We start from the raw sequence: 19377 nt of genomic DNA, 5'->3' as shown, positions 1-19377 counted from the left end.
CTAAAGAGGTATTCATGTATCACATTGTCGCCTCCGATCTGGATGGCACCTTGCTTTCCCCTGATCATGCCTTATCTGACTTCACCCATAAGATCCTTAATCGTCTGACAGAGCAGGACATTCACTTTGTGTTTGCCACTGGCCGTCACCATATTGATGTCGCTAGAATGCGCGATAAGCTGGGTATCGATGCCTATATGATCACCTCTAATGGCGCACGGGTACACAATCCTGCCGGAGAGCAGGTGTTTGCGCATAATTTGGATGAAGATATCGTCGCCGACTTGTATGCGCTGCGTTACGATTCCCAGACGCTGACCACCCAAGTCTATCGCGGCGATAACTGGTATATCAGCCGCGACAGCGAAAAAGAAAGAAGCTATTTTCTGGAATCTGGATTCCGTTATCAGCTGTATCAGCCGGGAATACTGGAAACTGACGGGATCAGTAAAGTGTTTTTTACCGGAGAGGATCACCAGGAATTACGTCAGCTCGAGTTGTCATTGGTGGCTCGCTGGGGGGACAGGGTCAATGTCAGCTTTTCGTTGCCGACCTGCCTGGAAGTGATGGCTGGCGGGGTCTCTAAAGGTCATGCACTCGAGGCGGTGGCGACCCGTCTGGGACGTAGCCTTAACGATTGTATTGCCTTCGGTGACGGTATGAATGACAAAGAAATGCTGAGCATGGCGGCGAAGGGCTGTATTATGCAAAATGCCCATCAGCCGCTGCTGGATCTGTTTCCACAGATGGAGGTGATTGGCAGTAATGCCGAGGATGCGGTGCCTCGTTATTTGCAGCGGTTGTACCGAGTCTGAACCTGGCCGCTGGGGCGGCATAGCTCTCAAGCAGTGGGCGAGCTAGGCAGTGTCGCTCTCCCCGACGGCTATCACAGACTCATCGTTCAGTGGTTGTAGCCTTGCTGGGATGTGAAGCGTCACGAACAAAAGGCAGCTGCTCACAGGCATGCTGCCGCGAAGAGCGGATAAAGGCACTGAGTACCGGCTGACGCTGTTCGCCGTCGCGCACTGCGGCGTATAAACGGCTCCAGATCCCTTCACCGGCGGTGCGGGTCACTATTAGATTCTGTCGTTCAAAACTTTCCACAACCCAGTGTGGTAACGCAGCAATGCCCATATTTGCTGCCACCATCTGGATCAGTAACAGTGTATTATCCACACTTTTTAGAGAAGGCGTCACACCGGCGGGTTGCAGGAAATGGCGCCAGATATCCATTCGCTGACGCTGAACCGGATAAATCAGTAAGGTCTCATCTGCCAGATCCTCGGGGATAATCAGGGCTTTACTGGCTAACGGATGGTCCGGGGCCATCACCAGACGCACTTCGTAATCGAACAGGGGCGAATAGTGCAAGCTGCTGCGCGGCAGAATATCTGAGGTCAGGACTATGTCTAACTCCCCCTGCTGCAGGGCCGGTTGCGGGTCGAAAGTCACTCCAGAAGTAAAATCCACCACTACCTGCGGCCAGTGAGTACGGAAGCTATCTAAGGCGGGCGTCAACCACTGAATGCAGCTATGACATTCAATCGCTAGACGCAGTGTGGTTTGCCAAGGCTCCTGACAGGCCTGCAGGGCTTGTTGGATCTGCGGTAATACCTGTTCTGCCAGTTGCAACAGGATCTCACCCTGTGGCGTAAAGCGCAGTGGCTGACTTTTCCGGACAAACAGGCGAAAACCGAGGCGCTGTTCCAGGTCACTGAACTGGTGAGAGAGCGCGGATTGGGTTTGATGCAATTGTGCTGCGGCACCTGCCAGAGAACCGGTAGACCGGAGAGCCTGCAGTGTTTTCAGGTGCTTAAACTCTATCATGAGGGTCCTTGATATGACGTTATCGAATGAGCGCTTATGGGCAGTACAGTACCTGCTGATTGCAGATGTGTAAACATCTGGACGGCTAAACACCCAAAAAACCTCTTTGCCTGAAATAGCCTCACGGTATAGCCATTTGCCGTGATGACTGACAGCTTATAACTGACTGACCGGGAATACCATGGGGGAGACGATATGCGCGCTACTCGCACTGTCTCTGAGATCTTAGACGAGTTGTGTGGCCGTTGAGTCTCGCGACAGTGACGGGTAAACAGGGTAGGAGAGCATGAAGGTCTCAGGCAGGCCCATTCCGGGAGAAAAAACTCGGGGACCCGTGGTCCCCTGAGCGGGCTAACGCCCTTTTTTCTTACGTCCCGGCTGCGTAAAACGCTTACGTGCAGAGAGGCTGCCTGGCGTTTTGGCACCACCCTTCGGTGCAGCAGGGGGGACAGCCGCTGGTGCCGCTTTTGGTTTTGCTTTTTTCTTCTGCTCAACAGGTGCCAGTGAAGAAGAGTTCTCCAGCAATTTGAATAAATCAAACAGTTCGTCGTCCGTCAGGTCACGCCATTCACCCTGTGGCAGTCCCTTTAGACTGACATTCATAATGCGGGTTCTCTCAAGCTTAGTGACTTCATAGCCAAAGTGCTTACACATACGACGGATCTGGCGATTTAATCCTTGTACCAAGGTGATACGGAACACCATGGGGGCTTCTTTAATGACTTTACACTTCTTGGTCACGGTACCGAGCATGGGTACGCCGCCGGCCATCCCAGTAATAAACTCATCAGTGATCGGTTTATTCACCGTCACGATATACTCTTTTTCATGATCATTTCCGGCCCGCAGGATCTTATTCACCAGATCCCCGTGGTTGGTCAGAAAAATCAGTCCCTGAGAGTCTTTATCTAAGCGACCAATCGGGAATACCCGCTTACTGTGGTTAACAAAATCGACAATATTATCTTTTTCGTTCTCTTCGGTGGTGCTGATGATACCGACCGGCTTGTTCAGGGCGATCAGTACCAAATCCTCTTCATCACGGGGTTCAATCAGCTGGCCATTCACCTTGACCACATCACCGGCAAAAACCTGTGCGCCGACGGCAGCACGCTTGCCATTGATAAAGACATTGCCCTGCTCAATATAGCGGTCAGCATCGCGACGAGAGCAGATACCGCTCTCACTGATGTATTTATTCAGGCGGATAGATGAGGGATTCAGCATGAATTCTCCGAAAAAAAGCGGACTATACCTCAGCCCGCCGGTGCTTTAAATACATGTGCAGCCTATGAGCATCAATCAGGCTGTACTTCTTGAGCCAGCCTGCCCCATTCACTCGGCTGCTAGCAGGTCAATGTTTCGTGCTGCGGCTGTTTTTCAGCAGCTCTTTACGGGTAGAGCAGGCCAGAATATTGCCTTTTTTACATCCCTGAGTCGCATACTGCAATGCTTTGTGGCGGTTCTTTTCGATACCGCGTCCATAACGGTACATATTGGCCAAATAGAGCATCGCATTCCCTTCGCCAGCGTCTGCGCCACGCTGATACCACTGACGGGCGGTGGTATAATCCTGCTTCACACCGTAGCCGTTTTCATAGAGATGACCAATGGCCTGGAAGGCTTCTGGGGCATTCAGGCTGAGCGCTTTCTGATAGAAATCCATGGCCCGCTGATAATCATCGCCGCCGCGTAATTCATAGCGTGAACCGGCCGCCATACATTGCTCCGCCTGTTTATCGTTCTCACACTGGCGAATATTTTGCTGTAATTGCTGTTCATCTGCCGGTACTGCTTGGTGTTGAGAGCCAGGCCAAAGTGAACGGAAGAACTGACCGGTGGCACTGCAACCGGTCAGTGTCAGGGTGGTTAGGGCGATACAGAGTAAGAGTGTCTTTTTCATCGTTTTTTCCTGTCAGGCCCCGACAGTGTTTGGCTCCGGGTTAGCTGCTGGGGAACGGAGAGAATGGCGTATAGGTCTGAGTCTATCTTGCCCGTTGGCAATTGCTTTCAGGGTCTGTCTGAATTTTAGTCATCTGAATGATGTTTGGGGAGTAGATGGCCTTCGTCGCAGAACAATCGGTGGCGGATGGGGGAGTTACTCATCGAGATAAGGGATTACAGGGCGTTTTTTAGCGATAAACTTTGTGCTTAATCACAATGTCACTGTATGTGTGTGCAATTGACTTAGATAAAAGTGATTTTTATCACACCAAAAAGGCCTGCTTCACGTACACTTCTGTGATTATTCTATTGTGTTTGATGAGGTGACTATGGGGCAATCCGATGTTTTTCATTTAGGGCTGACGAAGGCTGATTTACAGGGGGCGACCTTGGCGATTGTCCCTGGAGCACCAGAGCGGGTTGAGAAAATCGCGGGATTGATGGATAACCCGCGATTGCTGGCGTCGCATCGTGAATTTACCAGTTGGCTAGCCTTTATCGAAGGCAAACCAGTCGTCGTCTGTTCCACTGGCATTGGTGGTCCGTCGACTTCCATTGCCGTTGAGGAACTGGCCCAGCTCGGGGTGCGGACCTTCCTACGGGTGGGGACCACCGGTGCGATTCAGTCACATATTAATGTCGGCGATGTGCTGGTGACCACTGCGGCTGTTCGCCTAGATGGTGCCAGCCAGCATTTTGCTCCGCTAGAATTTCCCGCTGTCGCGGATTTTACCTGTACGTCAGCTTTGGTTGCGGCGGCACGTGAAGCCGGTGCAACAACCCATGTTGGGGTGACGGCATCTTCAGATACCTTTTATCCAGGGCAGGAGCGCTACGATACTTATTCCGGCCGAGTGGTGAGAGCATTCCGGGGTTCCATGGAAGAGTGGCAATCGATGGGCGTGCTGAACTATGAAATGGAGTCAGCAACCTTACTTACGATGTGTGCCAGTCAGGGTCTACGCGCGGGGATGGTTGCCGGGGTCATCGTCAACCGCACCCAGAAAGAGATCCCTGATAGTGAAACCATGAAGCAGACCGAAAGTCAGGCGGTCAGTATTGTGGTCAATGCTGCAAAAGCGTTGTTATAACCTTTTTACTACTCAGGCTGTCGTGCGTAATAGCTCGCAGTCTGAGTGCTTTCCCCTGCCAGAAAACTCTGGACATCTATACAGTGTCACTCTACCTTTTCCCAAACAACTGATAAGCGGGGATGCGGGTGGATACGCAATTAATCATTTCAGGATGCTTACTGCTGGGCGGCGGACTGCTCGGCTGGCTGATTGCCGTGCTGCGTGCCGGTCACCAGTTGGCCGCCAGCGATGCTGAGCTAAGAGTTCGTCAGGAAACGGTACAGCAACAGCAGCAGGCACTGGATGCGATACAGCAGCGTTTACAGGAAAAAGATCTCGAACTGCGACAGTTACACAGTGCCCTCAGTGGTCAGCAGGAAAAACTGCATCAGCTGGATTATTGGCGTGATCAGTGTGAACAGCTTAATCAAGAGTTGCGGCATCAGTCAGAGATTAATCGTGTCCAAGAAGCGGAATTGCGGGAGGCCACCACCCGCCTAGAAGATACACGGCTGGCTGCAGAAGAAAAACAACGGGTGCTGATCAACAGCGAACAGCGCCTAGCGGCGCAGTTTGAGAATTTGGCTGGTCGGATCTTTGAGCAAAGTGGTCGGCGCTTTAATGAGCAAAATCAACAGAGTTTGAATGGGCTGTTGACCCCGCTACGTGAACAACTTGATGGTTTCCGCCGTCAGATCACCGACAGTTTCAGTAATGAGGCCCGTGAGCGGCATACGCTTACACATGAAATCCGCCAGTTACAAAAACTCAATAGCCAGATGGCCCAAGAAGCCATTAACCTGACCCGGGCCTTGAAAGGGGACAATAAAATACAAGGCAATTGGGGCGAAGTTGTCTTGAGCCGTGTGCTGGAGGCTTCCGGATTACGTGAGGGGCATGAGTATGAGACCCAGGTCAATATCCAGCGCAGTGATGGACGTTTTCAGCCTGATGTGATCGTTCATCTGCCACAGAAAAAAGATGTTGTCATTGATGCCAAAATGACACTGGTGGCTTATGAACGATACTTCAACGCCGAAGATGACCGCTCACAGGAGCAGGCACTACAGGAGCATATCGCCGCGGTCCGGCACCATCTGCGACTGCTGAGCCGTAAAGACTATCAGCAGTTACCTGGGGTGCGTTCCTTAGATTATGTGTTGATGTTTATACCGCTGGAACCGGCATTTTTACTGGCTATTGACCGTCAGCCGGAATTAATCAGTGAAGCCTTACAGCAGAATATTATGCTGGTCAGTCCGACCACTTTGCTGGTCGCTCTACGAACTATCAGTAATCTGTGGCGGTATGAGCACCAAAGCCAGAATGCCCAGCATATTGCTGAAAAAGCCGGACGGTTGTACGACAAGATGCGTCTATTTGTCGATGATATGCAGAACTTGGGCAATCACTTGGATAAAGCTCGTGACAGCTATCAGCAGTCGATGAAAAAACTGTCAGAAGGACGGGGTAACCTGATCGCCCGTACTGAAGCCTTCCGCCAGATGGGCGTAGAAGTTCGTCGGCCGATCGATCCCAAAATCAGCGATAAAGCATTATCCTTTGATACAGAGCATCAGGAAACTAACAGCGAAAGCGAAACCTCGCTGGTCGCCTCGGAAAATCCGTGGGACAATGAGGACAATCTCCCCGGAGTTTCGGAATAGTGGCGCTGCAAGGTGCCCAGCCTTTGGGACTCTGGTACACTTCAGACAGTATTGATTACACAACAGGTAATACCGATGGCAGATGAATCTCAGGAAACAACCCATTTTGGTTTTCAGACCGTAGCGAAAAATGAAAAGGCTGAAAAAGTGGCTGACGTGTTTCATTCCGTCGCAGCAAAATATGACCTGATGAACGACCTGATGTCGATGGGCATCCATCGTGTCTGGAAGCGTTTCACCATTGATTGCAGCGGTGTCCGTCGCGGTCAGCGTGTGCTTGATCTTGCCGGTGGGACCGGTGACCTGACGGCGAAATTCTCACGTTTGGTCGGTGAAACCGGGCAGGTTGTGCTGGCGGACATTAACAGTTCAATGCTGAAAATGGGTCGTGAAAAACTGCGTAACAAAGGTGTCTCTGGAAACGTCAGCTATGTTCAGGCTAACGCGGAAGCCCTGCCATTCCCTGATAACTATTTTGACTGTATTACTATCTCTTTTGGTCTGCGGAATGTGACCGAAAAAGAGAAAGCGTTGGCCTCGATGTTCCGTGTACTGAAGCCAGGCGGACGCCTGTTGATCCTTGAATTCTCCAAGCCGGTACTCGACCCATTGAGTAAAGCTTACGATGCCTACTCCTTCCACATTCTGCCGCGTATCGGGCAAATGGTCGCCGGTGATGCTGACAGTTACCGTTATCTGGCGGAATCGATTCGTATGCACCCGGATCAGGAAACCCTGAAAGGGATGATGAACGATGTTGGGTTCGAGAATACCACCTACTACAACATGACTGGAGGTATCGTCGCCCTTCACCGCGGATACAAATTCTGATGTCGATGGCGATGACTGCAATGCCGCTGCTGACTGCAGCGGCAGAAAGTGTGCTGAACCGTGTGCTGTATCAAGACCGAGGTCTGAAGGCAGCGCGTCTGCGCCTTAAAGGGAAAGTCCTGACGCTACGTTTTAGTGAGTTGCCACGCCCGCTGGTACTGGTGTTCAGCGAACAGCAATTGGATGTGCTCAGTGAGTGGCAGGGTGACAGTGATTGCACCGTATCACTGGCTTTTCCGGTGTTGGCAGAGCTAAGAGACCGCCAGAAACTGACGGAACTGATCAAGCAGGAAAGGCTGGATGTGCAGGGTGACCTGCAGGTTATTCAGCAGTTTTCTGCCCTTACCGATCTGGCTGAACTGGATCCGGCAGAATATCTGGCACCCTGGGTGGGTGATGTAGCGGCTCAGGGGATTTTTCGGGCTGTTAAGCGGGCATTTTCCTTTGTCCGCAATGATATTTCAGGAAAACAGCAGCAAATCGGGGAATTTATTACCCAGGAATGGCGGGTAGCACCGGGCGCACTCGAAATCGCTTGGTTTTGTGAAGAAACCACCGCTCTGGATTTACAGCTGAATGCGCTGGAAGCGCGGCTGGCACAACGGGAGAAAAAATGATTTTCGGAGAACTTCGGCGACTCTATTTCATTATTCGGGTGTTTCTGTCCTATGGCTTGGATGAACTTATCCCACCGACCCGCCTGAGTTTTCTTCTGCGCCTCTGGCGACGCTGCATTTTCTGGCTCCCCAACCGTCATCCGAATGAACTGCCGGGGGTGCGCATGCGCATGGCCTTGGAGCAACTCGGGCCTGTGTGGATTAAATTGGGCCAGATGTTGTCGACCCGACGTGACCTGTTTCCCCCAGAAATTGCCGACCAACTGGCTGCCCTCCAGGATAAAGTCCCACCTTTTGACGGTGTGAAGGCCAAGCAGCAGATTGAAAAGTCCCTCGGCGGCCCGGTTGCAGAGTGGTTCGATGATTTTGAAATCATGCCACTGGCGTCGGCTTCTATTGCCCAAGTGCATACTGCAACCCTCAAAGAAAATGGCAAGGATGTGGTGATCAAAGTGATCCGTCCTGATATTTTGCCAGTAATTAAAGCGGATATGCGGTTGATCTATCGACTGGCAAGTTGGTTACCCCGCCTGCTGCCGGATGGCCGTCGCCTACGCCCACTGGAAGTGGTACGCGACTACGAAAAAACCCTGATTGATGAACTGAACCTGCTGCGTGAAGCTGGTAATGCGATTCAATTACGGCGAAATTTCGAAAACAACAAGATGTTGTACGTCCCTTATGTCTACTCCGATTACTGCAGCGAAACCATGCTGGTAATGGAGCGGATCTACGGAATCCCTATTGCCGATACTGAGGCACTACGGGCCCATGGCGTCGATATGAAACTGTTGGCCGAACGTGGTGTGCAGGTGTTCTTTACCCAAGTGTTCCGTGACAGTTTTTTCCATGCGGATATGCACCCTGGCAATATTTTTGTCAGCTATGAGCATCCGGAAGATCCGCAATATATCGGTATCGACTGCGGTATTGTCGGCTCGCTGAACAAAGACGATAAACGTTATCTGGCCGAAAACTTTATCGCCTTCTTTAACCGCGACTACCGGCGAGTCGCGGAACTGCATGTGGATTCTGGTTGGGTCCCGCCAGACACTAATGTTGAGGACTTCGAGTTTTCTATTCGTACGGTCTGTGAACCGATTTTTGAAAAACCACTGGCGGAAATCTCCTTCGGTCACGTCTTACTGAATCTGTTCAATACCGCCCGTCGTTTCAATATGGAAGTACAACCACAACTGGTGCTGCTGCAGAAAACTCTGTTGTATGTTGAAGGGATTGGTCGTCAGCTCTATCCGCAACTTGATCTGTGGAAAACCGCGAAACCCTTCCTTGAAGAGTGGATCAAAGATCAGGTCGGTTTTCCTGCGATCTGGCGGGCAGTCAAATCAAAAGCGCCTTCCTGGGCGGAGAAGTTGCCGGAGCTGCCGGAGCTTTTTTATGACGGAATGCGTCAGCATAAGCTGCTGAAACACAGCATCGATAAGCTGGTGGCCGATATGACCATACACCGTGTGCGTCACAGCCAAGCCCGCTACCTACTGGGGATTGGTACGGTATTCTTGTTATGCGGCACAGCAGTGGCTATCGGACGTCCGCATTCGGAGGTCACTTCAACGCTGCTTATTGTTGCAGGTGTGTTAACATGGATTGTTGGCTGGCGCAAAACAAACTGATTGTCAGCCTGATCCTTACGGGGTAATGTCATAAGACTGAACTTTTTCATCAGACTTGCACTATAGAGTCACGAATATCGGGAGTTAACATGGGCGGCATTAGTATCGGGCATTTACTCGTTGTTGCAGTGATTGTCATATTGTTATTCGGCACCAATAAATTGCGTAACCTTGGTTCAGATTTAGGGTCTTCTATCAAAGGCTTCAAAAAAGCGATGCACGATGATGAAGACAAGAAAAATCAGGATGCAGATTTCAGCGCCAAATCTATTTCTGATACTCAACAGACTTCTTCTCAGAAAGAAGAGGCCCGGAAAGATAACAATCAGGTATAAACCGTGTTCGATATTGGCTTTAGTGAACTGTTATTGGTTTTTGTCATTGGCCTGATTGTACTCGGCCCGCAACGTCTGCCTGTGGCCGTGAAAACTGTGGTCGGCTGGATCCGTGCCATGCGCTCTCTGGCGGCTAATGTGCAAAATGAGCTGGCGCAGGAACTCAAGCTTCAGGAGTTGCAGGACAGTCTGAAGAAAGTTGAAGAAGCCGGTAAGGGAACGTTATCTCCAGAGCTTAAAGAGTCGATGGAGGAGTTGCGTAAAACCGCTGACTCAATGAAGCGGACTTATCATGAGGCAACGACTCTTGAAAAGGCTGAAGACGAAGCTAATGCCAAAGCCCGGACTTCTTCCTCAGAAACCGAGTCTACTGACAGTAGTCATAGCGTTCCTTTTGCCTCGGTAAACGAGGACAGCTGCGTGCCTGAACACGCAGCAGAGCCTGCTGTTAGTCATCAGACCCCGGCCTCAGCTACCGCAGTGACTCAGGAAGCGGCGGTTCCCGATCAGGCAGAAGTGACGACACCTTCTTCCGGCGCGGCTAAACCTGCCTCAGACCCCGGGAAAGTATCCGCCTCTCCGGTAAGCGAAGAAAGATAATCATGGATGTACAAGATACTCAACCACTCATCAGCCACCTGATTGAGCTGCGCAAGCGTCTGCTCTATTGTATCGCCTCGATACTGGTGATCTTCTTAGCGTTAGTCTATTTCGCGAATGATATCTACCAGCTAGTGGCGGCACCGTTGATCAAACAGATGCCGGTTGGTGCCAGCATGATTGCCACCGATGTGGCATCACCGTTCTTTACACCGATAAAGCTGACCATCATTGTGTCAGTATTCCTGGCGGTGCCGGTGATCCTCTATCAGGTCTGGGCATTTGTGGCGCCGGCACTGTACCGGCATGAGCGTAAACTGATTATGCCGCTGTTGTTCTCCAGTACGCTGCTGTTTTATATCGGTGTTGCCTTTGCCTACTTTATCGTGTTCCCGCTGGCATTCGGCTTCTTTGCCAAAACCGTTCCCCACGGTGTACAGATTGCGACAGATATTAGTAACTATCTGGATTTCGTCATGACGCTGTTTTTGGCATTCGGTGTGGCGTTTGAAGTCCCGGTGGCCATTGTACTATTGTGCTGGACCGGTATCACTTCACCGGAAGACCTGCGTAAAAAGCGCCCTTATATGCTAGTCGGTGCGTTTGTCGTCGGGATGTTACTGACTCCGCCAGATGTTTTTTCTCAAACTTTGCTCGCTATTCCGATGTACTGCCTGTTTGAAGTCGGCGTATTCTTCTCTCGTTACTACGTGGGAAAAGGGCGTTGGGATAAGGAACAGGATCCAGGATCCTGAGATCCCTGACTCAGGTCCCGGCAGTTGCGGGAAATGTTTATCAAAACCCCCCGTATGGGGGGTTTCGTTTTTTGGGAAATAACATGTTTGATATAGGGGTTAACCTCACCAGTACACAGTTTGCGAAAGACCGTAAGCAGGTTGTCAGCCGATCACGAGATGCCGGTGTGACCGGTTTCTTGATTACCGGTACCAATGCACTCGAAAGTCAGCAGGCGCGATCACTGGCTCAGCAGCACACGGGCTATTGCTGGTCGACTGCTGGCGTTCATCCTCACCATGCCAGCGAATGGTCGCTGGAAACCTCTTCGACACTGCGTCGTCTCGCCGCTCAGCCGGAAGTGGTGGCGATAGGTGAGTGCGGTCTCGATTTTAACCGTAACTTGGCTGATCACTCTCAACAAGAATATGCCTTTGATGCACAGCTGGCACTGGCGGCTGAATTACAGTTGCCGGTATTTATGCACTGTCGCGAAGCACATCAACGTTTTATGGCGGTGCTTAAACCCTGGTTAGACAAGCTGCCGCCCTCGGTGGTGCATTGTTTTACGGGCACTCGGCAGGAATTGCAGGAATGTCTAGATGCAGGGTTATCGGTGGGGATCACCGGTTGGGTCTGTGATGAGCGACGCGGACTGGAACTGCGTGAGCTGTTACCGATGATCCCAGCGGAAAAACTGCTGCTGGAAACGGATGCACCTTATTTGCTGCCGCGGGATATGTATCCGCGCCCGCCGTCACGCCGTAATGAACCCTGCTTCCTGCCACATATCTTGCAGCAGGTGGCTCAATGGCGGGGTGAGGATGCAGTACAGCTTGGTCAGCAGGTCGATGCTAATGCTCGGCGGTTGTTCCGCCTGAGCTGATCAGAGCTTACGAAACTGCCGGTTACTCAGGGTGTGCGCAACCTTTTTATTCAGCAGATTTAGCAGCAATATTGAACGGGTTTCCCCATCCGGTTCGCTGAAAATAGCGCGTATGCCTTCAAAGGCACCGGCGGTAACTTCCACCTCATCGCCAGGTTGTGGCGGGGTGGAGACTGGAGGTTGCAGGGCGTTGTGCGCCGCAATGGAATCAATGACCTCATCCGGTACCGTGGCAGGCAAAGCCCCAAAGCGAACAAAGTGGCTGACCCCTCGGGTGGCGCTGATGGTAGTGGTGTGGATGACTTCCGGTGAAAAACGGATAAACAAATAATTCGGGAATAGAGGCTCGCTGCGTGTGACCTGAGTCCCACGCAGGGTCTTCTCAACCGTGACCATCGGGCTCAGGCAGTTAACCCCCTGACGTTCGAGATGTTCTTGTGCCCTTAACAACTGACCACGCTTACAAAAAAGTAGATACCAAGATTCCATAACTGCTCCATTTTTCAGGCAGCAAAGAATAGCAAAACTCTTTTCAGAGTCATAGCTCACGCCCCCTTAAACCCGAAAGGGACGTCTGACCAATGACCGCTCAGCGTCTATGCCATTTCTGTGGCTAATAAATTTCAGCATCTTCACCGAATCCCCCCTATAATGGCTTGATTAACTCCGGCAACAAAGTAAAAAAACCTCATGAAATATCAGGACTTAAGAGACTTCCTGCGACAACTTGAGCAGCGTGGTGAATTGAAAAGGATTAGTTATCCTATTGATCCGGTGCTGGAAATGACCGAGATCGCTGATCGTACGCTTCGGGCCGGAGGGCCAGCACTGCTATTTGAAAATCCTAAAGGCTATGACATGCCGGTGCTGTGTAATCTGTTCGGCTCTTCCAAGCGGGTGGCGCTGGGGATGGGTCAGGAAGAAGTCAGTGCGTTGCGCGATGTCGGCGAGCTGCTGGCCTTCCTGAAAGAGCCATCGCCACCGAAAGGTTTCCGCGACCTGTTCGAACAAATGCCACGCTTCAAGAAAGTCCTGAATATGCCGACCAAACGTCTGCGCAGTGCCCCGTGTCAGGAAGTGGTGTGTGAAGGTGATGCAGTGGATCTCGCTGAAATCCCTGTGATGACCTGCTGGCCGGAAGATGCGGCACCTTTGATCACCTGGGGACTCACCGTGACCCGTGGTCCGCATAAAGAGCGTCAAAATCTCGGCATTTATCGTATGCAGGTGATCGGTAAAAACCGCGTGATTATGCGCTGGCTGTCTCACCGTGGCGGCGCACTCGATTTTCAGGAATGGTGCCAGACACACCCAGGGGAGCGCTTCCCAGTCTCTGTTGCCCTCGGCGCGGACCCGGCTACTATTCTTGGCGCGGTGACGCCGGTACCGGACAGCCTATCGGAATATGCGTTTGCCGGCTTGTTGCGCGGAACCAAAACCGAAGTGGTAAAATGCCTGTCGAATGACCTAGAGGTGCCTGCCAGCGCCGAAATTATCCTTGAGGGGTATATCGAGCCTGGGGATATGGCGCCGGAAGGTCCATACGGTGACCATACCGGTTACTATAATGAAGTCGATGATTTCCCAGTCTTTACTATCACTCATATTACCCGTAGACGGGATGCTATCTATCACTCCACCTATACTGGTCGTCCTCCGGATGAACCGGCTGCATTGGGCGTTGCCCTCAATGAAGTACTGGTACCCATTTTAATTAAACAGTTCCCTGAAATTGTTGATTTCTATCTGCCTCCGGAAGGCTGTTCCTATCGCCTAGCAGTAGTGACCATGAAGAAACAATATGCCGGGCATGCGAAACGCGTTATGTTTGGGGTATGGTCGTTCCTGCGACAGTTTATGTACACTAAATTTGTGATTGTCTGTGACGACGACGTGAATGCGCGTGACTGGAACGATGTGATCTGGGCGATCACCACCCGTATGGATCCGGCACGTGATACGGTGATTGTTGAAAATACACCGATCGACTATCTGGATTTTGCCTCTCCGGTTTCCGGACTGGGCTCGAAGATGGGGCTGGATGCCACCAATAAATGGCCGGGTGAGACTGATCGTGAGTGGGGCAGACCGATTGTGAAAGACCCTAAGGTCACAGCACGGATTGATGAAATCTGGGATGAGCTGGCAATCTTTGAACCCGGTAGCTCCGTGAAGTCACGGCCACTGTAATTTATCCGCTAACCCGACAGAGTGAACGAATGACAACATTAAGCTGTAAAGTAATTTCTGTAGAAAGCATCAACGATACGGTCTATCGGGTCCGTTTGGTTCCAGAAACGGAATTCAGTTTCCGTGCCGGCCAGTATCTGATGGTGGTGATGGATGAGAACGATAAACGTCCGTTTTCACTGGCCTCTACGCCGATGGAAAAAGACATTATCGAGCTGCATATCGGCGCGTCCGAGATGAATCTGTATGCCATGGCGGTAATGGAAAAAATTCGTGACCAGCGCAGCGTAACGGTTGATATGCCGCACGGTAAAGCAGCCCTGCGTGAAGACAGTGATCGGCCTATCATCTTGGTCGCGGGCGGCACTGGATTCTCCTATGCCCGTTCGATCCTGTTAACGGCGCTGGCTAATCAGCCAGATCGTGAAATTGCCATCTACTGGGGCGGCCGTGAACCTCATCATCTTTATGATCTGGAAGAGCTGAACGCGTTGGCGGTTCGTCATCCTAACCTGAAAGTGGTGCCGGTGGTTGAGCAACCGGACAGCGACTGGCGGGGGCGTACCGGAACCGTTCTACCGGCAGTGATCCAGGACTACAGCAGCTTACAGCCTTACGATATCTATATTGCTGGCCGTTTTGAAATGGCGAAAGTGGCCCGTGAACGCTTCTGTGCCGAACGTGATGCCGTCAGCGGCCAGATTTACGGTGATGCCTTCGCCTTTATCTGAGTCTGTGATGTAACACCCCTCCCCGGTAGGCCGACTGGCCGGTGGGGAGGGGCGTAATTCTTCCCCTCTCCCTGCTTGACCTGCCTTATTGCCTCATTGCTAAGCGTATTGGCCTGCCGCAGCAATACGCCACCCGGCGGTGAGCTGTGATAAAATGCGCAAAAATTCTTATTCTTAATCATAAGAAGGCAGAGATGAACTCACTGAATGCATTGTATCAATCCCATCTGACCACCTTGCAACATCGCGCGCAGCAGGTGCTGGCGGCAAATCAGCTAGACGCCTTGCTGATCCATTCTGGGGAATTACAGAGCGTATTCCTCGATGATCATCACTACCCCTTCAAAGTCAGTGCCCCGTTTAAGGCCTGGTTGCCGGTGACGCAAACCCCAAATTGCTGGTTGTGGGTTGATGGTGTCAGTAAGCCGACACTTTGGTTCTATTCTCCGGTGGATTACTGGCATAAAACCGATCCTTTGCCGAACAGTTTCTGGAGCGATGAATTCGACATCGTTCCCCTGAGAAACAGCCAAGATATAGGTCAACTGCTGCCTCAGCGCCGAGAAAAGGTGGCCTACATTGGTCCTGCTGTTGGACGGGCCGCACAATTAGGGATTGCTGAGGCGCAGATTAACCCGCAGCCGGTTCTTGATTACCTGCATTTCCATCGCAGTTTTAAAACGGATTATGAACTCTGGTGTATGCGTGAAGCCCAGAAAATTGCGGTAGCGGGTCATCGCGCTGCCCGTGATGCTTTCTTTGCCGGAAAAAGTGAGTTTGAGATCAATAGCGCTTACCTGTTGGCCACTGGGCAACGGGATACTGATGTTCCCTACGGTAACATCGTCGCACTCAATGAAAATGCGGCCATTTTGCACTACACCAGACTGGAGCAGCAGGTACCGGCCCAGCATCGTAGCTTTCTGTTGGATGCCGGGGCGGAGTTTAACGGCTATGCCGCAGACCTGACACGCACCTACGCCGCGGAAAGTGGTGTGTTCGCTGACCTGATTGCCGCCATCGATCACCATGAGCAGGCACTGATTGCGACGCTGCAAGCTGGGACCTGTTATACCGACTATCATTTGCAGATGAACCAGCGTCTGGCATCGGTCCTGCGTGAGTTTGACATTATTACCGGTCTCAGCGAAGAGGCGATGGTCAGCGAAAATATTACCCAAGTGTTTATGCCGCACGGTGTGGGGCATCCGTTGGGTCTTCAGGTCCATGATGTCGCTGGATTTATGCAGGATGAGCAGGGCACTCACCAGGCACCTCCAACACAGTATCCGTGGCTGCGTTGCACCCGTACGTTAGCGGCCGGTATGGTGGTGACCATTGAACCGGGGATCTATTTTATTGAGTCGCTGTTATCACCGTGGCGTGAAGGCCGCTATAGTAAACACTTCAACTGGCAACACATTGACGCCTTAAAGCCCTATGGTGGCATCCGTATTGAAGATAACGTGATTATCCAAAGCCAAGGGATCGAGAATATGACCCGTGATCTGAAGCTTGCCTAATGGAGGCTTACGATATTCCGGCGGCGGACGTCTGCGTCACGGAAGAGACGATCAAGAAAAGCCGCTTCATTACTTACCTTGCCCATACCGAAGGGAGTGAGGCGGCAAAAGCCTTCGTCCGGCAGATCCGTGAGCAGCATCCTGATGCCAGACATCACTGCTGGGCATGGGTAGCCGGTGCACCCGACGATTCACAACAACTGGGGTTCTCCGATGATGGTGAACCTTCAGGGACTGCAGGAAAACCGATGCTGGCTCAGCTAATGGGTAGCGGGGTCGGTGAGGTGACCTGCGTCGTCGTGCGTTATTACGGTGGCATCATGCTTGGTACCGGCGGGTTGGTAAAAGCCTATGGTGGGGGAGTACGTCAGGGATTGCAGGCCTTAACTCGATGCCGCAAAGTGCCGATGCAGCGTTTCACCCTGCGCTGTGACTACGGATTTCTGACCGAAGCTGAACGGCTGGTAGAACGCTTTAACGGAAAAATTATCGCCAGCGATTACCAAGCCGATATCCACCTCACCTTGGCATTACCTTTTGACAGTATTCGTGAGTTTGAAAAACAGCTTTCTGACTTAAGCCGCGGTGCGTTGACGCTTCAGCGGGTAGATCAACGACCTTCACAGAGTTAAGGACAGGCATAATGCATTTTCGTGCCATTACCCGCATAGTGGGTTTACTGATTATTATCTTCTCCGTCACCATGATTGTGCCGGGACTGGTGGCCTTGATTTACCGCGACGGTGCCGGGCGGGCATTCAGTCAGACCTTCATGATGGCACTGTTGATCGGCTCGATCCTGTGGTGGCCGAACCGTAAACAGAAGAAAGAGTTAAAGCCCCGTGAAGGGTTTCTGATCGTGGTGTTGTTCTGGACCGTGTTGGGCAGTGTCGGGGCGATGCCGTTTATTTTCGCTGAACAACCACATCTGTCGGTAACCGATGCTTTCTTTGAATCATTCTCGGGGCTGACCACTACCGGTGCGACCACCTTGGTCGGGTTGGACAGTATGCCGAAAGCTATTCTGTTCTACCGTCAGATGCTGCAATGGTTAGGGGGGATGGGTATTATCGTGCTGGCGGTCGCTATTCTGCCGATCCTCGGGGTCGGGGGAATGCAGCTCTATCGCGCTGAAATGCCGGGACCGCTAAAAGACCACAAAATGCGGCCGAGAATTGCCGACACTGCCAAAACCTTGTGGCTGATCTATGTGTTACTCACCGTCGCTTGTGCGCTGGCATTATGGTTAGCGGGTATGCCGTTGTTTGATGCAATAGGTCACAGCTTCTCAACGATCGCTATCGGCGGGTTCTCGACCCATGATGCCAGCATCGGTTATTACCATAGCGGTACCATCAATACTATTATTGCGATTTTCCTGCTGATCTCCGGCTGTAACTATGGCTTGCACTTTTCATTACTGACTGGTCGTAGCTTGAAAGGTTACTGGCGTGACCCGGAATTCCGAGTCTTTATCGGGGTGCAGTTAACGCTGGTAGCCATCGCTACACTGTTGCTGGCGGTACATCACACTTACGGCAGTCTGCTGCAAACCCTCAACCAAGCTTTTTTCCAAGTGGTTTCTTGGGCGACGACCGCTGGGTTTACCACTGACAGCATTTCAAACTGGCCCTCTTTCCTGCCGATCCTGCTGCTCTGTTCCGCGTTTATTGGCGGCTGTGCTGGCTCTACCGGGGGAGGACTGAAGGTCATCCGCATTCTGTTGTTGTGTAAGCAGGGTAATAGAGAACTTAAACGTCTGGTGCATCCCAACGCAGTCTATACCATAAAGCTGGGTGAGCGTGCTTTGCCTGAGCGTATCCTCGAAGCGGTATGGGGGTTCTTCTCTGCCTATGCATTGGTTTTTCTGGTAAGCATGCTGGCGATCATCGCCACCGGCGTCGACAACTTCTCGGCCTTTGCTGCCGTGGCGGCGACCCTGAATAACCTTGGACCAGGATTAGGGGTGGTTGCCGACAACTTTGCTTCTATGAATGACACCGCCAAATGGATCCTGATTTCCACCATGCTGTTCGGTCGTCTGGAAGTGTTTACATTACTGGTACTGTTCACCCCGACCTTCTGGCGGGAATAAATCTTTATCAAAGGATAATCAAATGAAGATGCTGATACTGTTTTCCAGCCGGGATGGACAGACAAAGAAAATTGCCGACTTTATTGCTACCGAAGCAGGACAACATGAGGTCTGTGATGTGATCAACGTTGCTCAGGCAAATCAGGTTACCTGGCAGGACTATGATCGGGTGCTGATTGCCGCCTCGATCCGTTATGGTCATTATGCACCGGAAGTGGATCGCTGTATTGCCGATCACCTGCCATTACTGCAGGCGCGGGCCAGCGGTTTTATCTCGGTCAACCTGACTGCGCGCAAAGCGGATAAGAATACCCCTGAGACGAATGTCTACACCCGTAAGTTTCTGGAGCAGTCACCTTGGACGCCAGATCGTTGCTTGGTGGTTGCCGGTGCCTTGCGTTATCCGCGTTACCGCTGGTTTGATAAGGTGATGATCCGTTTGATCATGAAGATGACCGGGGGCGAAACTGATACGTCGAAGGAATATGAATACACGGATTGGCAGAAAGTGGCGGAATTTGCGGGTGAATTTGTTCAGATAACCGGCAAATCGCTGTATAAATAACACTTGTGGCGAAAAAAAAGACGAACGGAAATTAATTTCAAATAAACCCTTGTCAGAAAAAATTAACTCCCTATAATGCGCTCCCACTGACACGGCAAAGCGCGATGCGCAGCGGCGTGACAGG

The 19377-nt window shown here is 51.7% G+C and carries 20 protein-coding genes; 16 read left to right on the top strand and 4 right to left on the bottom strand.

From position 1 onward, the window contains the following. Positions 1-14: 14 nt before the first annotated feature. Positions 15-815: a sugar/pyridoxal phosphate phosphatase YigL gene (gene yigL, locus DW47_RS0102845; RefSeq protein ID WP_029684830.1), complete on the top strand. Its 801-nt coding sequence runs from the start codon at positions 15-17 to the stop codon at positions 813-815. 79 nt (positions 816-894) lie between these two features. Here the strand turns inward: yigL and metR are convergent, their stop codons facing one another. From metR to DW47_RS0102830, 3 genes are all read right to left on the bottom strand, one after another. Next, the gene (metR, locus tag DW47_RS0102840; RefSeq protein WP_029684829.1) at positions 895-1827 is read right to left on the bottom strand and encodes an HTH-type transcriptional regulator MetR; all 933 of its coding nucleotides are present in this window, start codon (positions 1825-1827) and stop codon (positions 895-897) included. Positions 1828-2178: 351 nt separating this feature from the next. Beyond that, complete coding sequence (rluF, locus tag DW47_RS0102835; RefSeq protein ID WP_029684828.1) at positions 2179-3054, bottom strand: 23S rRNA pseudouridine(2604) synthase RluF; 876 nt, start codon at positions 3052-3054, stop codon at positions 2179-2181. A gap of 127 nt (positions 3055-3181) precedes the next feature. Then, a complete protein-coding gene (locus DW47_RS0102830) occupies positions 3182-3730 on the bottom strand; it encodes a tetratricopeptide repeat protein (protein ID WP_029684827.1) in 549 nt (182 codons plus the stop codon). Between the two features lie 370 nt (positions 3731-4100). Here DW47_RS0102830 and udp point away from each other — a divergent pair, with 370 nt between their 5' ends. The 9 genes from udp (at position 4101) to tatD (ending at position 12149) form a co-directional block, all read left to right on the top strand. Beyond that, on the top strand, positions 4101-4862 hold the full coding sequence (gene udp, locus DW47_RS0102825; RefSeq protein WP_029684826.1) for a uridine phosphorylase: 762 nt from the start codon (positions 4101-4103) through the stop codon (positions 4860-4862). A gap of 128 nt (positions 4863-4990) precedes the next feature. Continuing rightward, complete coding sequence (gene rmuC / locus DW47_RS0102820; RefSeq protein WP_051150813.1) at positions 4991-6511, top strand: DNA recombination protein RmuC; 1521 nt, start codon at positions 4991-4993, stop codon at positions 6509-6511. 75 nt (positions 6512-6586) lie between these two features. Beyond that, positions 6587-7342: a bifunctional demethylmenaquinone methyltransferase/2-methoxy-6-polyprenyl-1,4-benzoquinol methylase UbiE gene (gene ubiE / locus DW47_RS0102815; protein ID WP_029684824.1), complete on the top strand. Its 756-nt coding sequence runs from the start codon at positions 6587-6589 to the stop codon at positions 7340-7342. Between the two features lie 11 nt (positions 7343-7353). After that, positions 7354-7959 carry a ubiquinone biosynthesis protein UbiJ gene (gene ubiJ / locus DW47_RS0102810; RefSeq protein ID WP_029684823.1) on the top strand — a complete coding sequence of 202 codons (606 nt, stop codon included), beginning with the start codon at positions 7354-7356 and terminating at the stop codon, positions 7957-7959. Continuing rightward, a complete protein-coding gene (gene ubiB / locus DW47_RS0102805; RefSeq protein ID WP_029684822.1) occupies positions 7956-9593 on the top strand; it encodes a ubiquinone biosynthesis regulatory protein kinase UbiB in 1638 nt (545 codons plus the stop codon). The genes ubiJ and ubiB overlap by 4 nt, the downstream gene beginning before the upstream one ends. Positions 9594-9682: 89 nt before the next feature. Then, complete coding sequence (tatA, locus tag DW47_RS0102800) at positions 9683-9928, top strand: Sec-independent protein translocase subunit TatA (protein WP_029684820.1); 246 nt, start codon at positions 9683-9685, stop codon at positions 9926-9928. A 3-nt stretch (positions 9929-9931) separates the two neighbouring features. Next, on the top strand, positions 9932-10528 hold the full coding sequence (tatB, locus tag DW47_RS0102795) for a Sec-independent protein translocase protein TatB (RefSeq protein ID WP_029684818.1): 597 nt from the start codon (positions 9932-9934) through the stop codon (positions 10526-10528). 2 nt (positions 10529-10530) lie between these two features. Further along, complete coding sequence (tatC, locus tag DW47_RS0102790) at positions 10531-11283, top strand: Sec-independent protein translocase subunit TatC (RefSeq protein ID WP_029684817.1); 753 nt, start codon at positions 10531-10533, stop codon at positions 11281-11283. Positions 11284-11366: 83 nt separating this feature from the next. Further along, positions 11367-12149 carry a 3'-5' ssDNA/RNA exonuclease TatD gene (gene tatD / locus DW47_RS0102785; protein ID WP_029684816.1) on the top strand — a complete coding sequence of 261 codons (783 nt, stop codon included), beginning with the start codon at positions 11367-11369 and terminating at the stop codon, positions 12147-12149. On the opposite strand, the gene rfaH is transcribed toward tatD, so the two are convergent. After that, positions 12150-12638: a transcription/translation regulatory transformer protein RfaH gene (gene rfaH / locus DW47_RS0102780; RefSeq protein ID WP_029684815.1), complete on the bottom strand. Its 489-nt coding sequence runs from the start codon at positions 12636-12638 to the stop codon at positions 12150-12152. Between the two features lie 201 nt (positions 12639-12839). Between rfaH and ubiD the strand changes: the two genes are divergently transcribed. The 6 genes from ubiD to hemG all read left to right on the top strand — a co-directional run bounded on the left by ubiD (position 12840) and on the right by hemG (position 19253). After that, positions 12840-14339, top strand: coding sequence for a 4-hydroxy-3-polyprenylbenzoate decarboxylase (gene ubiD, locus DW47_RS0102775; protein WP_029684814.1), 1500 nt, complete (start codon positions 12840-12842; stop codon positions 14337-14339). Positions 14340-14368: 29 nt separating this feature from the next. Further along, on the top strand, positions 14369-15070 hold the full coding sequence (gene fre, locus DW47_RS0102770) for an NAD(P)H-flavin reductase (RefSeq protein WP_029684813.1): 702 nt from the start codon (positions 14369-14371) through the stop codon (positions 15068-15070). Positions 15071-15264: 194 nt separating this feature from the next. Beyond that, positions 15265-16593 (top strand): Xaa-Pro dipeptidase, encoded by a 1329-nt coding sequence (gene pepQ / locus DW47_RS0102765; RefSeq protein ID WP_029684812.1) that lies wholly within the window; start codon positions 15265-15267, stop codon positions 16591-16593. Then, entirely contained in the window at positions 16593-17225 is a 633-nt protein-coding gene (locus tag DW47_RS0102760) for an IMPACT family protein (RefSeq protein ID WP_029684811.1), read from the top strand. The genes pepQ and DW47_RS0102760 overlap by 1 nt, the downstream gene beginning before the upstream one ends. An 11-nt stretch (positions 17226-17236) precedes the next feature. After that, the gene (trkH, locus tag DW47_RS0102755) at positions 17237-18688 is read left to right on the top strand and encodes a Trk system potassium transporter TrkH (RefSeq protein WP_029684809.1); all 1452 of its coding nucleotides are present in this window, start codon (positions 17237-17239) and stop codon (positions 18686-18688) included. 22 nt (positions 18689-18710) lie between these two features. Further along, positions 18711-19253, top strand: coding sequence for a menaquinone-dependent protoporphyrinogen IX dehydrogenase (hemG, locus tag DW47_RS0102750; protein WP_029684808.1), 543 nt, complete (start codon positions 18711-18713; stop codon positions 19251-19253). Positions 19254-19377 lie beyond the last annotated feature (124 nt).

The sequence above is a fragment of the Tatumella saanichensis genome (assembly GCF_000439375.1).
Taxonomy (GTDB): domain Bacteria; phylum Pseudomonadota; class Gammaproteobacteria; order Enterobacterales; family Enterobacteriaceae; genus Tatumella; species Tatumella saanichensis.
The sequence above is the reverse complement of the archived record's forward strand: the minus strand, read 5'-3'. Positions and strand labels throughout refer to the sequence as shown.

What these genes read in the sequence shown, in the direction of transcription:
- yigL (WP_029684830.1), top strand. Translation starts at nt 15, where the DNA reads ATGTATCACATTGTCGCCTCCGATCTGGATGGCACCTTGCTTTCCCCT.
- metR (WP_029684829.1), bottom strand. Translation starts at nt 1,827, where the DNA reads ATGATAGAGTTTAAGCACCTGAAAACACTGCAGGCTCTCCGGTCTACC.
- rluF (WP_029684828.1), bottom strand. Translation starts at nt 3,054, where the DNA reads ATGCTGAATCCCTCATCTATCCGCCTGAATAAATACATCAGTGAGAGC.
- DW47_RS0102830 (WP_029684827.1), bottom strand. Translation starts at nt 3,730, where the DNA reads ATGAAAAAGACACTCTTACTCTGTATCGCCCTAACCACCCTGACACTG.
- udp (WP_029684826.1), top strand. Translation starts at nt 4,101, where the DNA reads ATGGGGCAATCCGATGTTTTTCATTTAGGGCTGACGAAGGCTGATTTA.
- ubiE (WP_029684824.1), top strand. Translation starts at nt 6,587, where the DNA reads ATGGCAGATGAATCTCAGGAAACAACCCATTTTGGTTTTCAGACCGTA.
- ubiJ (WP_029684823.1), top strand. Translation starts at nt 7,354, where the DNA reads ATGACTGCAATGCCGCTGCTGACTGCAGCGGCAGAAAGTGTGCTGAAC.
- ubiB (WP_029684822.1), top strand. Translation starts at nt 7,956, where the DNA reads ATGATTTTCGGAGAACTTCGGCGACTCTATTTCATTATTCGGGTGTTT.
- tatA (WP_029684820.1), top strand. Translation starts at nt 9,683, where the DNA reads ATGGGCGGCATTAGTATCGGGCATTTACTCGTTGTTGCAGTGATTGTC.
- tatC (WP_029684817.1), top strand. Translation starts at nt 10,531, where the DNA reads ATGGATGTACAAGATACTCAACCACTCATCAGCCACCTGATTGAGCTG.
- tatD (WP_029684816.1), top strand. Translation starts at nt 11,367, where the DNA reads ATGTTTGATATAGGGGTTAACCTCACCAGTACACAGTTTGCGAAAGAC.
- rfaH (WP_029684815.1), bottom strand. Translation starts at nt 12,638, where the DNA reads ATGGAATCTTGGTATCTACTTTTTTGTAAGCGTGGTCAGTTGTTAAGG.
- ubiD (WP_029684814.1), top strand. Translation starts at nt 12,840, where the DNA reads ATGAAATATCAGGACTTAAGAGACTTCCTGCGACAACTTGAGCAGCGT.
- fre (WP_029684813.1), top strand. Translation starts at nt 14,369, where the DNA reads ATGACAACATTAAGCTGTAAAGTAATTTCTGTAGAAAGCATCAACGAT.
- pepQ (WP_029684812.1), top strand. Translation starts at nt 15,265, where the DNA reads ATGAACTCACTGAATGCATTGTATCAATCCCATCTGACCACCTTGCAA.
- DW47_RS0102760 (WP_029684811.1), top strand. Translation starts at nt 16,593, where the DNA reads ATGGAGGCTTACGATATTCCGGCGGCGGACGTCTGCGTCACGGAAGAG.
- trkH (WP_029684809.1), top strand. Translation starts at nt 17,237, where the DNA reads ATGCATTTTCGTGCCATTACCCGCATAGTGGGTTTACTGATTATTATC.
- hemG (WP_029684808.1), top strand. Translation starts at nt 18,711, where the DNA reads ATGAAGATGCTGATACTGTTTTCCAGCCGGGATGGACAGACAAAGAAA.